Raw genomic sequence first — 15988 nt, forward strand, 5'->3', positions numbered from 1 at the left:
AAACCTTTACCTAATTAAAAACTTAAAAAATAACTAAACTAAAAAACGAAAAACAAAAAAAACCGAAAGTACTTTAGTTTACGTTAGTTTTGTTTTTTTTGTCTTTTTTATGTTTATTGTTGAGCTCGTCTGTATCCTGCTTTTATTGCTTCTTCTTCAGTGTCAAAGAAGACCGCATTTTTAAGGTGAACCTTTTTATAGTCCCTTCCAGTTGGCACATGGTATATCTTTCTCTTTTTATTTCCAATTATTCTTCCATTTGCATACTTATAAGCAGGCTCTTTCGAATTATTTTTATTCGTTTGAGTATTTAGGTTTTTATTTTCTTGATCTTCTTTTACTTCAGCTTTAGGTGCATTTACTGGTGTCGTAGTATCTTTTACAGATTCAGTAGTTCCTTTTGCTTCGGCACCAACTGTGATTGGCACTCCATATAGACCTAAATTATTTTCTCTTGCATAAGTTTCAAATGTCTTTAGTATTTCTACATATTTGATATCTGGTGGAAACTGTGCGACCACAGCATATCCACCTCTTACAAGATAGGAATTAAACATATAGCTTCCTATTTCTTCATTGGTAGGAGTATCTGTAGCTGGTTTAACTAACCATATATATCTAAGAAGTCTACCATACTTATCAGTTTCTCTTACATCTTTTTCTAAATAAATTCTCCAACCTTCCAACCATTTTGTTGTAAATTCAGAGGCTTCTTTTCCATAATATTCTACTTGTTTCTTAGGATGTTTCGTTTCTGGTGAATCCACAAGGATAAATCTTACCTTTTCAATTCCCTTTCCTCTGTCGATTTCTATGGTGTCTCCGTCGATTACCTTTGTTACCTTTGCAGCTTCAAATGTGCAGGTGGAACTTGCTTGATCTTGATAGCCTTCCCCAACTGCTACGACTCTATTTTCATTGTCCCAAATTACTTTTTGTGAAAATGCTTCAGACACAAGTCTAATAGGAACCATGGTTCTGCTATTTACAATCTTTGCTCCCACGTCCAGTGGCATTTCGGTACCATCATCTAGATATGTACTGCTTCCGATGGTCAGCTTTATAGTTTTTGCATCGCCTGTGATTTCTACAGTCTTTGTTGCGGCATCCCAATTCACATTGTATCCCAATTTTTCTGAAATAATTCTAACTGGAACGAGTGTCCTTCCGTTTTCGATTACTGGAGCAGCATCAGAATCTACGAAGTAATTATTTACAAATATTCTCGGTGCCGCAACACTTGCACTTACTGGTACAAGTAGTAACAAAAGAAAGATACAACTCTTCAAATGCTTTCTTAAATTTTTAATCATTCTAACCTCCTAATTAATCTTAATTTTATCCTTCATAAAGATATATTCTTATATCTATCTTTATCCAATTATCTAACTTTTCTTTTTTATCAATCATTCCATAGAGATTCTTCCCAGCATCCATTAGTCTCGAGAAGACCGGATTGTCCTTCTTAGGCACATATCCAATCTTATCTCCATTTATAGTTTCTATGCGAATCGCATTTTCGTCGTATGGATTGTTAGGTTCTCGATAAAAGACAAGTTTATCATCTATCTTTAGCATTGGCTCTATAAGCTCCATATCATCTATGTAACTTGTGCCTGCCACATATGTTTCAAATAGAAATATATCGACGGCAAATGGTCTTGGTAGATCTTTAAAATTTGCAGAGTGGAGAAATTCTAACAACCCTCCATCATCTTTTTTAACAATATCTGACATTATTTCACCAACATTTCTTTGATTTGTACTTTTAAAATAATTATTGCTTCGTCATATCCGGCGGATAATTCTTCCAATTTCTGGATTCTTTCATTCTTTTTTTCTTCGTCTTCTAAGAAGTATTTAAAAATGTATGGCGGAGTTGTTTTTATTTTTTCAACCTCACGCCTAATTTCTTCCACGAGTTTTTCCAAGTTCTCCTTTTGCTTTGCAAGTTTCTCCAATGTAGATTCACTGTCTTCTAAGCTTCTATTCATATCTACCAAATTGTATAGAATCCTCATAGCAGTTATGTCTCCAGCTTCATAGGCATCCACAACATTATAAAACATTTTAAGTTGCTCCTCTGTCAAGTCTGGATTCAAATCCGGATGAAGTTTCTTAACCAGTTCTTTGTACATCTTCTTTATGTCTTTGGTCTCTTCTTCAGACAAAGTTTTTAGTTTGGATCTTTCAATGGCTTCGTTTATATCTCTTATCTTCTCATTTAATTTATGTATATAGTCTTCAAACTCCCTGTCCAGTTGGCGTTCAATCTCATCTAAGTCGACTACTTCTGTCCTGTTCTTCCGAGCTTGAATCAGTTCCTTCATCCTTTTAAGACGAGCGTATTCGCAGTATTTTTCATAGACTCTATACTCGATGAACCCTATCTCAAACATGTAGTCCATCTTTATATTTTTACAGATATTAAATTTTAAATCGTCCCTCTCGGTAACCAAGTCCAAAAGCTCTGCTTTAAGTCTTTCTACATCTTCCCTTAGCTTCTTCGCTTCTGGAAATTCTATGATGCTGTCCATTTGCTCTCCTTAATTCTAAATTAATAAAATGTAAGCCTTTCGGCTTACCTATTACAATTTAATATCCTTGATCTTCTATTACCCATTCGCTATCTTTATCAGTTCTAACTAAGATCCAGTTATAATCCTTATATTCTCCCTTACTTAATACAGGGTTTTCTCCAGTTATGTCAAAGTCGGTAAATATTACAATTACATTATTAGGATCAATACCCTTGTCCTTGCCTGCTCCGTATTCCATAAATACTTTTATCTCTTCTTCGGATTTAGCTTCGTCGTAGCGAACTCTTTTTAACTCTGCTCCTGGAAATGAAAAATTATCCTTTACTACTTTGATTGCAGACTCTATTTCTTCTTCGTTAAACTTGGTTGGTTTAGCGCTTGCGCCTTTATCATTACCACTTTCTTTACATGCTGTAAGTGATAACAAAATCAAAAGAGCAAGAAATATACTAATATTACGTTTCATAGTACTACCTCCTTTGATTATAAAATACCCTGGCAAAATTATTTTAAACTAATACAGTGAAAAATATCCATTTTATCCCATTTTCAATAAATTAAAACTATGATAAGATATATTAAGGTGTTAATATGAAAAGATATTTAAAATTTATTATTCCGTCTGTGCTATCCATGTGGGTCTTTGCTCTATACAGCATGGTAGACGGATTTTTCGTTTCAAACTATGTAGGCGAAGTTGAGTTTTCTGCAGTGAATATCTCCATGCCTATTATCACAATATTTTTTGCCACTGGTATTCTTTTTAGTATCGGAACCCAAGCAAAGGTCGGAATGAATCTCGGCAAAGGCGATTTTAATCTTGCAAATAAAATATTTTCAACTTCCATTGTAAGCCTTATTTTCATAGGAATTTTATTCTCTGGGGTTATTTATATATTACTAGATAAGATAATTTACATTCTTGGCGCAAGCGATGCAACTTCAGAATTCGTAAGAGAATACTTGGCAACCATCGTGCCATTCGGAGTATTCTTTATGCTCAGCTACCAATTGGAAGTCTTAGTTAAAGTTGATGGAGCTCCACATATCTCTGCTCTTTCAGTTATAATCGCTGCCGTTTCAAATATCGTTCTCGACTACTTATTCATAGTCGAGTTACACATGGGCATCTTTGGAGCTGCACTTGCTACAGGAATTGCGCAGGCAATAAGCTCATTTTCATTTATTCTGTACTTTTCAAGAAAGACCGGAAGGCTTAGATTCGTTAAAAATTTTGATTTTTCAATTTTAAAATCCACACTTCCCCTTGGAGTTGGTGATGCAATTTCGGAAGTGGCAATCGGTTTTACCGTCTTTCTATTCAATGTGAACCTCTTTAGAGTCTACGGTGAAGATGCAGTCATAGCCTACACAGTTATCTCCTACGTCTCAGTCCTTGTAACTGTAACCATGACCGGAGTGGCACAAGGTCTAGCTCCTATTTTTTCATTCGACTATGGTAAGAGAGATTATAAAAAGATTCGTAAATTCGTCGAACGCGGCGTCATTACAATAATACTTATAAGTATAATATTTATCTTTGTCGCTCATAAATTTGCAGAACCTATAGTTCATATTTTCTTGGGTACAGACTCAGAAGTTCTCCACGAGACTTCCATCGCCCTTGCAAGATATTCTTGGGCATATCCTTTTATCGGACTCAATGGACTTATGGTTACATTTTTCGCAAGTCTCGGAAGAGGTCGACTGGCTACTACACTGTCAGTGCTAAGAACTCCAATCTTAATAAGCATCGTAATGTTTATATTTAGAACATTTATGCCTGATTACTTCTTGTGGTACGTCCTCGCCTTTGCAGAAGGACTTGTATTTCCACTTGGAGTATACTTTGTAAATCGATTTATAATAAAACCAATTAAATATCAAGTATAAAAAATCCTGTGTCATTTGGCACAGGATTTATATATATTTTAAAATTATTTTCCATTCATTAACTAAATCATCCAGGCTGTACCTTGCATTGGCAGGGCTCGTCGAAGGAAGTTGTATAGCTTCTATTCCCAAGTTTTCTCTGTGGTACATATTATAATACTTGTAGGATGCACCTCCATTGCAAAAAACTTTACAAATCTTCGAACCCTCTACCACATCTTTTAAATCAGAAGGTACCACATTCTTTATGCTTGCATCGCTAGATCCGATGATATCACAGGCGTAAATTGAATCGTATAGAGCGATATGGTGACCTAGAAGAAAATACTTTCTCTCATCAATATCTCTAGTGAGACTTGTTTCAAATAAACTTTCCATTATCTTCCAAAATCTATTCTGTTTGTGACCGTAGAAAAATCCGTACTCCCTCGTCTTTACAGATGGAAATGAACCGAGGATTAGTACCTTTGAGTTTTCATCGTAAAGTGGCTTTAGAGGATGAATGATTCTCGAATATTTATCTTTCAAATTAATCTCCTTAAAAAAATTTAAACTATCTTCGCTCTTGATGCCTTGAAATAAAATGGTATAGAAAGTAGCTGTGTCATCATCGAAACGAGGATAAGACTAGTTATATTTATATCATATAGCACACCGAGAAGCCAACTTCCTAAAAACCAAAAAACACCAAATGACATTTCAAAAATTCCATATCCAGTTGCCCTGCTAGACTTAGGAACGACTGAAGTGACAGCAGCTTTCAAAATGGATTCTTGTGCACCCATGCCCACTCCCCAAAGGGCAATTCCTAAAAGAACCGCATAAATATTATTAAATCCAAATACAAATAGTGAGAATGGTGCAGAGATAATCGTAGAAACTACGAGAGCCTTAATACCGTTTCTATCATAAATAATCCCAAAAATCAAAGCAGAAATCGCATCTACTAGCATCGCTCCCGCATAAATTAATGGAATGGTTTCCATATTAATAAGTCCAACTCCACTCGTTAAGGCATTTAGATTTTTAGAAATGTGCATAATTATTAGCGAATAGTCGATGAATCCAAACGAAAAGAGACTGATGCCAATAATATAGAAGATAAAAGAATCCTTCATTTTAAAAGGGATGTATTCCTTTGGCTCCGGCTCAAAATGTTCCGGATTTGGAAATCTCTTCTTCGTGTATAAAAGTAAAATCAATGTAATCGCCCCTGGAATTGCTAGGTATGCAAAACATCTGGAATAAATTTCAAAGGTGGTTCCTTCGGTTTTAAAAAGCATAACGACATAAAGAAAAAATGGACCTAAGAACGCGCCAATTTGATCTAGCATCTCTTGAATTGCAAAACTTTTGCCAGCACCTTCTTGAGATGCAGCAAAAGACATAATGGTGTCCTTGGCAGGTTTCTTTATCGCCTTACCCATCCTCTGAATAACCAAAAGACTGCAGGCATAGATCCATCCATCACTGCCCACGAGAGCAAGAGCAGGCACCGCCAAAATATCTAAAACATATCCGAAGATTGTCATCTGCCAATATTTGTGAGTTTTGTCAGTGAGTTTCCCAAAGAAATACCTAAGAGAGTAACCGACAAGTTCTCCGAGACCAGAAATAAAACCAATGGTCCCAGCAGAAGCACCAAGTAGACTGAGGTACACCCCTCGTAGGCTTGACGCACCTTCGTGGGTCATGTCAGAAAAAAGACTTACAATTCCAAATAAAATTATAAAAATAAGAGAGTTGGATAATTTTTTATCCTTCATAAAATCATTTCCTTTTAAAAGTTTTATCCCATATAGTTTACCCTAAAAATTTTCATGAAAACAATGAGATTGATTGTCAATTAGAGAGTTTATAGATGTTACGGTTTTAAAGAGAAAAATTTGGTTAGGTTATACAAAGAATATTTATTTATATTTTGATGCTATCCGTCTACACCTAACTTGACGAACGTAGTGAGTCTTAGTAGGTGTGATGCAACCTGTTTCCCAAGAGGCGTAGCCGATTGGTTGAAACAGTCTGCTGATAGCATTTAAATTAATATTATTTTTTTAATTATTTTATTTGCTTATACTAGGTCCTCAGTAGTTATACCCATTCGACTCACTTCGTTCGCTCAGGGTGACCCTCCACACACGTCATCCCAAGCGAGAAACCATAGGTTTCGAGTCGAGGGATCTATCTCTTGCAGTGCGACTTCAGTTGTAAGGACATTTTTAGCCTTCGGCTGTGGAAGCAAGATGCTTCCGCTACAAACATATCATTACTTAGACTTATCTAAAAATAAATTTTGAGACTCCATCCGACCTATTCTTTAGAATCCTTACTTGATGACTACTACAGATTTAACCCAGTGCCACTACAAGTGATTTTTGCTTTCGGCGTTAAGAAATTTTCCACTGTCTGAGCGTAGCGAGTTTGGAAAATTTTAGCCGAATAAAAAAATCACTACCAAAACCTCCCCAATGCGACGTGGGTAGAGGGAGCTCGATTGGCAGTCGAGTTCTGCAAATCAGCCTTCACTTCATTCGGCTTCTTTGGAACTCTTTGCATAAGACCTGCAACGAAATCGGAGATTTCGGCTAGGGCTTTAACAAGGTAGGAAACTGCGAGTCTCGAAGAGAAAACCGTAGGTTTTTTCGAGAGACGTTAATTCCCTCCCTCTCCCTCGTAAAAGAAAATTGGAAGAAGAAAGAATAGGGTTTCAAAGAAGCTAGGATATTTATTTACATTTGTTATTTTACTTTTTTGTCTTAAGTAGGTTAAATATAGGTCAGATCCTTCGACTACAAATGCTACCGCATTTTTCGCTCAGGATGACCAGTTGGGATGGATGTCCCTCGATATGGGTTAATTATTTGCAAAGTTTATTGTAGCCTTCGGCTATGGAAGCAGGATGCTTCCGCTACGGGTATGAATAATAGGAATGGTCGTTGCACGGCTAACGCCTGATTAAAAATAATTTAGTATTTAATTTAATGGAAGCAAGATGCTTCCGCTACAAAGCATATCATTATTTAGACTTATCTAAAAGTAACCAAAGGAAGACAGTCACCCTGAGCGAAAATGACGAAGACACAGTCTGAGTCATTGTAGTCGAACGGGTATAACTGTGGTGAGGTTGTGTACAGATGATTTTTAATCTCATGCTCTACGTATAGCATGAGAGATAATAGTTATTAAATAGTTTTATAAAGTTATTTTATTTGCAAAGACTTGACCTTCAGAGGTTAGACCCATTCGACTCACTTCGTTCGCTCAGGGTGACTGTGGTTGGAAAATTTTTGTGAAAAATATAATTATGTAAAATTTCTCCCTAATAATTTAACCCTAAATTAAAAAGAGATAAGCCTTAACTTACCTCTTAATTCTTAATTTAATCTATTTTTCTACTTTAAATATTACTGTGTACTTTTGGATTGAATATACTCCCGTCTTTTCATTTCCAACTGGAACAACTTGAATAAGTTCCCAGCCTTCTTTTGCTTTTTCGACTATGACTTCTTTACAGTGTTCAAAACCATCTGTTTTACCAGCCTTTAGTCCACCTTTTAACTCCACTTCCACAAATTCGTATGTAAACATAGTTCCTCCAAAATTTTTTATTTGTATTGATTTTTATATAATAAAGTTATACCCGTTCGACTCACTGCGTTCGCTCAGGGTGACCGTAGTTGAGAGAATCTATCTGAAAATATAATTCTGTTTCAAATTTTTTATATTAAAATTAACACCAATGCCGCTTATCTTAATTTTTTTTCATATAGATAGTCTATTCCATGTATGTAGCCTACCAACTCTTCAATTAATGTGTACCCCATCTTTTCATATAGTCCCTTAATCTTAGTAAATAGATGGATGGTATCTACTCCACTTGCTTCTTCTGCAAATTTTATAAACTCTCTTGAGTATCCTCTGTTTCTATATTTAGGATCTACATAGATCATCGCTATAAATCTATCGTACTGTGGTAGTGGTATGTAATCTTGATTTACCAATGTGAAAAATCCCATCACTTCTCCGTCTTCTTTTGCATAGAAAATCTTGGCATCTTTTCCAAGTTTTTCATCAATCTCATCGTTTTTAATCGCCTTGGTGAGCACTTGGGATTCGCCCCATTTAACATTTGGTAAATAGTCAAGCAGCTCTTTCTTTTGTGAATCGTCTCTTACTTCTATTATTTCCATGACAACTCCTTTATATTTTTAAAATCTCTATTTATATTTTACCCCAAAAATCATATTTATAAAACGATTTCATAAATCCAATTAAAAAATGGTGCACATTGTACACCATTATTTTTATTTATTTAGAAGAAATTTATCTATTTTATTTATAAATTGTTCTGGAACTAAACTTGTTCCTTTTTCAATTTTAAATCCTTCCATCATCATTACTTTTTCTTCGATGATTAGTTCTTTTCTTTTAACGTCAATTTCTACAGATTTATCTTTTGAAGAAATTTTGATAGTTCTAGTTTCTTTATTCCATTCAACTTTTGCACCGAGTTCTTCGTAGTATTTTCTTAAACCGATATTTTTTTCTTCTTTTTCTGCAGAGTCTTCAGCTTTTGCTTCTAATGCTACTATCTTTTCAGCGTCTACAATAGGTGGCATACTTCTAGTTGCAGTTTTATAGATAACTGCATAGTCTCCTTCTTGGAATTTGCCTACTTCTTCCCCTTTTAAATTCACAACTTTTGAGTCATCTGAAAGATTGATTTCAACTCTATTTGAAACTCCTCTGCCCTTTTCATTGAAGTGATCCACGTCAACTGAATATTCTCCATCTTCAGCATTTATTGCTATGAAGTCAGGGTTTAATTTAGCTGGCATAGATAACATAATTGGAGCATCCTTTTTATAGAAGTATTCTATCATATCTCCCTTTTTAAATTTATAATTTTCTACAAATTTACCAGTCTTTAAATCGAGTACAGGAACCTTTCCAGTGTAAAGGTAGAGTTTTTCCATTGATTTTTCTTGATCTTTGTTTTCTACCAAGATTTGTGAGTTGTCCTTATCCTCTACAACTTCTGTCACTTTTCCGAATACTCTTTCATATCCTACGGCTTCCTTGTTTTCTTTTGCAAATGAAATTGTACCGATTGTAAGTACAAAGGCAAGTGTCATTGCTAATAATCTTTTCATGTTATTCCTCCTTGTTAAAGAAATTATAACATAGCTAAGCTCTTAAGTATTTAAAACTTAGTATCAATAAGGTTACATTTTATATACAATTTACTTTGAAACTTCCCAAGTTTTACCTTCATCTTCCGAATAAAACTCTATCCCTTCTTCTGCAAAAGAGTCAGGTGTTGCTAAAATATATATTTTATTTCCAACCATTCTAGGCATTTTTAAATACTTATAATTCTCTATGGTAAGCCCGTACTCTTTTCCTTTTTCAGGTAGATTCTGAACCTTTTCATAAGGAAGATTAATTATCTCAAAGTTTGTCCCTCCATCTCTAGTCACATAAATCTCAGAATGTTCACCGGACCCTCCTTGAAGACCTGCAAAACCGAAGTTTTCGTTTAAAAATTCTATTCCTTCTGCCACACCTGTCCCATCTAAGAATGGATTGGAATTAATATTTTCCCATGTCTTGCCGCCATCGGAAGTCTTTTCAAGTTTATAAAATCTAGAACCTAGAGCAGCGTCGGTAACTACTAATCTAAAACCTATATTTTTATTTGACTTTAAAAATGTATACATTGTTCCGGTATTTTTATCCAAGGTCCAAGAATCTTCACCCTTGCTCTTCTCGATTACTTCCTCTTCCAGCTGTGCATTTCTAGTTTCAGAAGAGATTATCTCTGGATCAATTATAAAATTAATAGGAGTTACCTCTTTATCAGGAATGAAAATCGAAATCGCATTTGCCTTCACTTCTCCTCCTTGGTCCAAAGTTTTAACTACATCATCATTTTCTTTCTTAGAACCGAGTAACTTTATTCCATCGGAATAGAAAAATTCTTTCACTCCGTAATAAATAATTCCGAAGTCCACATCACCATAAATCTTTTTCCAAGCGTCAATTTCACTTTTGTATTTTGATTTCTTCAGAAGTTTAATCATAGGATCTAACGCTCTATTCTCATCTAATTCAAACCCAGCGTCTTTATTTAACCAAACTTCTAACTTTTTATTTTTAAAGGATAGAAGGTACGAATTTACCTTTCCCTTCTCATTCTTACCATAGATCATCCCTTCAAGCTTGGTAATCTCCCCATCCCCATTAAACCTTATAAGAATCTCGTTATCTACGTATAATTTGTCAGGTAGTGTAAATTTCTTTTCTAAATCTTCCAAGAGACCTTCAATTCCATCGTTGAAAATATTTCTGTGCACATATCTAACTCTTTTATGATTTAGCATTTCGTCAACTTTCCAGGATAGCTTTCCATTGTAAGGAATGGCTGTCTGGACAATCATACCGCCAAAGATAAGCGTCACAATGATAAATATATATAATTTTATTCTTCTAGACCTTCTGCTACTCTCTATATTTCTATTTAAAATCTTATAAATAATACATACAAGAATTAAAAATAAAACAGGTATAATCCAGTTTATCCAATATCTCCAAGATCCATACTTACAAATTTTCCAAAGGAAAAACATAAGTACCGAGTACAGAAATATAAAAATATAATCCACTAAATTTTTCATTAATTTCCTCATTTATAATATAATTCATTTTAATGTGGTATTTTCCCATCTACTATATTATAATTCAATTAACGGAGAGATAATATGGAAGAAAGAAAAAAACTAAGATATATTTTTTTAATATTTGCATTCTTATTAGTAGTAGGAATCGTAGGATATATGATTCTTTTAAAAGTTAACTTTGTCGATGCCCTCTACATGACGGTCATCACCATTTCCACCGTCGGCTTTGGCGAAGTCGCCGTCATGAGTCCAGAAGCGGAAATATTTTCGGTGATACTAATATTTTTAGGAGTAGGCATCGTCGGCTATGCCTTTACGACCTTGGTGGTGTTCTTTGTAGAAGGCAAGATGACAGATTTATGGAAGGGGAGAAAAATGGACAAGAAGATTTCAGCATTAAATGATCACTATATAATCTGCGGTTCCGGTGAGCTTGCAGAAGTAATCATACAAAAGTTAATAGAAGAAAATCTAAATTTCGTCGTGATAAGTTCAAATAGAGAAGATCTTGACGAATACAGCCACGAAAATATATTGGTAATAGAAGGCTGCTCAACTGAGGAAGAAATATTAGAAAAAGCTGGGATTTCAAAAGCAAAAGGTCTCGTAGCGGCACTCGACTCAGAAGTAGATAATATAGTAACAGTTCTAACAGCGAGAAATCTTAACGACAAGATCTATATAATCGCAAACTCCATGTCCAAATCCGGCAGCGAAAAACTCATGAAAGTCGGCGCAAACAAAACCCTATCAGCAGTAGAGATAAGTGGCAAGAGAATGGCAGCCCTATTAGTAAAACCAAGTATAATTTCCTTCCTCGATGTATTTACAAGAGTCGGAGATGTGGAACTAGATCTAGAAGAAGTAACCGTATTTAAAGATTCATATCTTGAAAACAAAAATTTAATGGAAGCAGAAATACCAAAGAAGACAGGACTAATAGTTATAGCAATCAAAAAGATAGAAGACCAAAAGCTACTCTTCAATCCCCCAGTTAATTACACATTCCAAATTGGAGATGTACTCATAGTCCTAGGACGAGAAGAACAAATAGAAAAACTCCGTCACCTAGGAGATGAAGTTAAAAATTAAATAAAATCGGTTAAATAAGTTAACATGAAAATAAGGGACGCTAAGTCCCTTTTTTTAATCTAATTATCTTTTTTAAATAATATTAAATTCCTTCAACATATCTTCTATTTCTGTTCCTTTGATATGCTTAGATAGCTTCATCTTTTCAATAGCACTTAATGGAAGTTCAGGTTTTCTACCATCGGATAGTGCAACCAGTGCGTTTAATAAGTATCTTATATCATACCTTGATGCGTATACTTCTGGCACAGATTTTTCAACTCCGCATAGTACGTATACTGCTTCCATAGCTGTTCTTCCTGAATATTCTGTTGTAAATACTGTATCTCTACCAGGATTGTCCAATGTTTCTGCAAATTGACCTAGGAATGCAAAGTTCACTCCACCCTTTGGAACAACATATGGTCTATCGCCAAATTTTCTTGGCATGAATTGAGATGTTATATATGGCATCATTACTGGTACTGCTGTACAAGTTTCTGAGAGTCTGTCAATTTCATTTACTGGCACTCCCATATGGTATAACCATTCTTTTGTTATTTCTTTACCGGTGCAGTCTCTCATCTTCTTCTTAATATAATCGCCTTCAACATCGGTGAATAGTCCATACACCCACACAACTACATCATTTTCTGGTTGCTCTGGATATTGACCTTGTCTATTGATGGTCCAAGACATAAGCCAACTTGAGTCAACACAGGTTACAATACCTCCAGTTACAGTCTTACCACCATAAGGACTTCTCTTAGTTATTTTTTCAATATATTTTGGAACTGAATCGTCGTGACAAGTTACTGTGCAAGATTCCCAATTGCTTTTTTCAACGTCGGAGCAAAAAGCTTCTGGATTGCCGAAGTCATCAGATTTTTTCGCGATGTTTTTCCACATTTCCCAGCAGCCTGTTTGTTCGTCGCTAAGTTCAGCAGCAGTGTTGTCATCGCCATAGCTTGAATTTTCTGTCATGGAACCGTTGGTAATAAATAATAGATCATTTTCTGTAAGATCGATTGACTTGTCATTTCCGTTCTTATCTTCTGCGATGATCTTAGTTGCTACCTTTCTATTTTCTGAAATCTCAAAGTCCACATCTGTAACCTTGGTGTTGTATCTAAAATTGCAACCATGATCTTCAAGATACTTAACCATCGGTCTTACAATTGAATTGTATTGGTCGTACCTTGTAAATCTTAGAGCAGATAGATTTGTTAAACCTCCAACATGATGGATAAAACGATTTAAGTAAAGTTTCATTTCGAGTGCTGAGTGCCAATTTTCAAAAGCAAACATAGTTCTCCAATATGTCCAGAAATCTGAATTTAAAAGTCCTTTTGAAAATACTTCATCGATCGCTAAATCTTGTAGATCTTCATCCCTTGTCAAGCAAAGTTTTGCAATTTCTTGTACTTGACTATCAGTTAGATTAAATTTGCCGTCGTCGTAACGTTGCCCTTGTTTGTAAGTTATACGACAATTGCTGTAGTTTGGATCGTCGTAGTTGGTATAAAAATATGAATCCAATATGCTCATTTCTGGATCTTCTAAACTTGGGATTGAACTCCATATGTCCCACAAACATTCAAAATGAGCTCCGGTTTCCCTACCACCACGAGCAACATAACCTCTAGTTTCCATGTAGTTGCCATCAAGAGATCCACCAGGAATATCCATTTGTTCTAGAAATGTTATCTTCTTACCTTCCATATGAGCATCTCTAATTAAAAAACATGCTGCAGTTAATGATGCAATACCAGTGCCGATTAAGTATGCTTGTTTCTTTTCAATACCTTCTGGCTTTCTAGCCTTAACCAAACTTTGGAAATCTCCATTAGTTAATGTTAATCTTTCATCATAAGTTTTAAGTTTCATAATATCCTCCTTAAAAAATTTAATTTTTTCTTCTAAATACATTAAAACATTTTTAAAGAGTGGTTTCATTTCCCAAAACTCTAGACTTGAGTAAATTTTACACAAGGTCAATATATTGTGTAAAATTATCTGTAATATTTTCTAAATTTTCGCTTCTTTTTAAAGATAAGAGTATATTTCCATCCATAAGTTTACCAATTCTTTCCGTCATAATGGCAGGGTCAGACTTCATATCCGTAGCGACCCACTGAATAAGAGCGCTACTTAGAGCACATTGGTAAAAGTATGCAATAAGTCTCTTGTCTACTTCCTTTGCCTTTGTATCTTCAGACAAAAGGTCAACATACTTATTCATGATTTCACCAGCAATAGAAAACACATATTTTTCAACATCATCCTTATAATCGGATTGGTACAAATGTTTAATAGCTTTTTTATTTTCAAGAATAAACTTCGCAGCAAGTACAAAACTATCTTCCCAAGAAAGAGTTTCATTAAACTCATCCACCACCACTAATAGCTCTTCTTGGAAAATTTCTTTAACTAGCTCCGTTAAATTTTCATAGTGATAGTAGAATGTCTTCCTTTCAATACTGCAATTTCTAGCAAGTTCAGTCACAGTTACATTGTTAAGAGTTTTTTTATTTAAAAGGTTTATAAATTCTTTTCTAATCAAATCTTTTGTGTAATTCTTAGCCAAAATATCACCCCATTTCATTATATATAATATGCCCATTTTTTAAAAATTATAATAAAAACCAGAGACGATTATGCCTCTGGTAAAAATTTAATTTTTAATGTTTTTTATCCTTGTCGATTTCTAACCAATCTTCAACTACTTTTCCATTTTCTCTTCTTTCGAATTCGTGGCTATTAGTAGCTTCCATAATTTCATAGAATGCCCAGTGAGTGTTATTTACATCTGTGAATTTAGAAATCATGGTTGGATTTTCTAATTTTTCTTTAAGTCCGCTGTTGTCTACAGATCTTTCAAATAGACTGTTTGCAATCTTAACTGCTTCTGCTCTAGTGATAGGAGCATCTGGTCTAAATGTTCCATCTGGATAACCGCTTATTCTACCATTTCCAAAAGCTTGGTTAATAGCATCTTCTGCCCAGTGACCTTTTACATCTTTAAATGTTGCAACTGCTGAGTTAGATTTGTCGATGTTCTTGATCATTTGTGCAAATTCTGCTCTAGTGATCTTGTCATTAGGTCTGAAGTTGCCATCTTTGTAACCCTTCATAAGTCCGTTCTTAAATACAGCGTTAATAGCAGCCTTGAACCAACCAACCTTTGAATCCTTAAATTCAGGTGCAGTCTTGTCATTTAAGCTATAACCTTTAAGTCTAGAAATCATAGCAGCCGCTTCAGCTCTAGTGATGTTTGCATTTGGACGGAAAGTTCCATCTGGATATCCGTACATATACGCTTCGTGGTGTCCTCTTTCCTTAACTTCTTTAACTTCTTTCTTAGGTTCTACCTTTGTATTGTTAGAGCCAAAGTTTCCGTAGAAGTACCATAGAGGAAGACCATTGTATCCATCATGTCCTGGATAGATTGGATATTGTGGATTAGTGCTTGCATTTGCACTACCGGTTGAATTTGTTCCATCTGGATAAACAGCTGTTGCAGTTACTTCAGTTCCAGGTTTAACGTTGTTAGCTGGGATTACAATTTTTCCATTTTCAAATTTTAATCCACTATCTGCAGGTACATTCCAGTTACCATTAGTATCTTTTGTAACTTCTACTTCTTTTGGATATCCATTTGGATCAGTATATTTAACAATAATTTTTTTAGCATCAGTAGGAGGAGTAACGGTTATATCTCCATTGTTTTTAACTTTAACATCTGGGGCTGATGATTTTGATCCTGTAGTTTCTTTTACTTCGTCTGATTGAGCTTTGTCTCCA

15 protein-coding genes are annotated in these 15988 nt (G+C 34.9%); 2 read left to right on the top strand and 13 right to left on the bottom strand.

Going from position 1 to position 15988, the window contains the following annotated elements; genetic code table 11:
• Positions 1 to 113 precede the first annotated feature (113 nt).
• The 4 genes from HMPREF1252_RS09385 to HMPREF1252_RS08475 are packed head-to-tail and all read right to left on the bottom strand — an operon-like array spanning position 114 to position 3006.
• The gene (locus HMPREF1252_RS09385) at positions 114 to 1313 is read right to left on the bottom strand and encodes a stalk domain-containing protein (RefSeq protein WP_023060242.1); all 1200 of its coding nucleotides are present in this window, start codon (positions 1311 to 1313) and stop codon (positions 114 to 116) included.
• A 25-nt stretch (positions 1314 to 1338) separates the two neighbouring features.
• Entirely contained in the window at positions 1339 to 1737 is a 399-nt protein-coding gene (locus tag HMPREF1252_RS08465) for an HIRAN domain-containing protein (protein WP_023060239.1), read from the bottom strand.
• Positions 1737 to 2537 (bottom strand): DnaJ domain-containing protein, encoded by an 801-nt coding sequence (locus HMPREF1252_RS08470; protein WP_023060241.1) that lies wholly within the window; start codon positions 2535 to 2537, stop codon positions 1737 to 1739. The genes HMPREF1252_RS08465 and HMPREF1252_RS08470 overlap by 1 nt, the downstream gene beginning before the upstream one ends.
• A 58-nt stretch (positions 2538 to 2595) precedes the next feature.
• Positions 2596 to 3006: a hypothetical protein gene (locus tag HMPREF1252_RS08475; RefSeq protein ID WP_023060240.1), complete on the bottom strand. Its 411-nt coding sequence runs from the start codon at positions 3004 to 3006 to the stop codon at positions 2596 to 2598.
• Between the two features lie 125 nt (positions 3007 to 3131).
• Here HMPREF1252_RS08475 and HMPREF1252_RS08480 point away from each other — a divergent pair, with 125 nt between their 5' ends.
• Positions 3132 to 4433: an MATE family efflux transporter gene (locus HMPREF1252_RS08480; RefSeq protein WP_023060244.1), complete on the top strand. Its 1302-nt coding sequence runs from the start codon at positions 3132 to 3134 to the stop codon at positions 4431 to 4433.
• A gap of 27 nt (positions 4434 to 4460) precedes the next feature.
• Here the strand turns inward: HMPREF1252_RS08480 and HMPREF1252_RS08485 are convergent, their stop codons facing one another.
• From HMPREF1252_RS08485 to HMPREF1252_RS08510, 6 genes are all read right to left on the bottom strand, one after another.
• Positions 4461 to 4961, bottom strand: coding sequence for a DNA-deoxyinosine glycosylase (locus tag HMPREF1252_RS08485; protein ID WP_023060245.1), 501 nt, complete (start codon positions 4959 to 4961; stop codon positions 4461 to 4463).
• Between the two features lie 20 nt (positions 4962 to 4981).
• Positions 4982 to 6199 carry an MFS transporter gene (locus HMPREF1252_RS08490; RefSeq protein ID WP_023060246.1) on the bottom strand — a complete coding sequence of 406 codons (1218 nt, stop codon included), beginning with the start codon at positions 6197 to 6199 and terminating at the stop codon, positions 4982 to 4984.
• A 1618-nt stretch (positions 6200 to 7817) separates the two neighbouring features.
• Positions 7818 to 8021, bottom strand: coding sequence for a DUF4177 domain-containing protein (locus HMPREF1252_RS08495; protein WP_023060250.1), 204 nt, complete (start codon positions 8019 to 8021; stop codon positions 7818 to 7820).
• Positions 8022 to 8179: 158 nt separating this feature from the next.
• Positions 8180 to 8623, bottom strand: a complete 444-nt coding sequence (locus tag HMPREF1252_RS09390; RefSeq protein ID WP_008902016.1) for a GNAT family N-acetyltransferase — start codon at positions 8621 to 8623, stop codon at positions 8180 to 8182.
• A 114-nt stretch (positions 8624 to 8737) separates the two neighbouring features.
• Complete coding sequence (locus tag HMPREF1252_RS08505; RefSeq protein WP_023060238.1) at positions 8738 to 9586, bottom strand: stalk domain-containing protein; 849 nt, start codon at positions 9584 to 9586, stop codon at positions 8738 to 8740.
• A 90-nt stretch (positions 9587 to 9676) separates the two neighbouring features.
• Positions 9677 to 11110, bottom strand: coding sequence for a hypothetical protein (locus tag HMPREF1252_RS08510; protein WP_023060249.1), 1434 nt, complete (start codon positions 11108 to 11110; stop codon positions 9677 to 9679).
• A gap of 84 nt (positions 11111 to 11194) precedes the next feature.
• On the opposite strand from HMPREF1252_RS08510, the gene HMPREF1252_RS08515 reads away from it, so the two are divergent.
• The gene (locus HMPREF1252_RS08515) at positions 11195 to 12205 is read left to right on the top strand and encodes a TrkA family potassium uptake protein (protein WP_023060243.1); all 1011 of its coding nucleotides are present in this window, start codon (positions 11195 to 11197) and stop codon (positions 12203 to 12205) included.
• A 72-nt stretch (positions 12206 to 12277) separates the two neighbouring features.
• Here HMPREF1252_RS08515 and HMPREF1252_RS08520 read toward each other — a convergent pair whose 3' ends face one another.
• The 3 genes from HMPREF1252_RS08520 to HMPREF1252_RS09980 all read right to left on the bottom strand — a co-directional run.
• A complete protein-coding gene (locus HMPREF1252_RS08520) occupies positions 12278 to 14071 on the bottom strand; it encodes an oleate hydratase (protein ID WP_036747192.1) in 1794 nt (597 codons plus the stop codon).
• Positions 14072 to 14168: 97 nt separating this feature from the next.
• A complete protein-coding gene (locus HMPREF1252_RS08525) occupies positions 14169 to 14771 on the bottom strand; it encodes a TetR/AcrR family transcriptional regulator C-terminal domain-containing protein (RefSeq protein ID WP_023060247.1) in 603 nt (200 codons plus the stop codon).
• A gap of 94 nt (positions 14772 to 14865) precedes the next feature.
• Positions 14866 to 15988 (bottom strand): S-layer homology domain-containing protein (locus HMPREF1252_RS09980; RefSeq protein WP_023060237.1); only part of this gene is annotated, 1123 nt, incomplete at its 5' end.

Origin of the sequence: Peptoniphilus sp. BV3AC2, assembly GCF_000478945.1 — a bacterium.
Taxonomy (GTDB): Bacteria; Bacillota; Clostridia; order Tissierellales; family Peptoniphilaceae; genus Peptoniphilus_B; species Peptoniphilus_B duerdenii.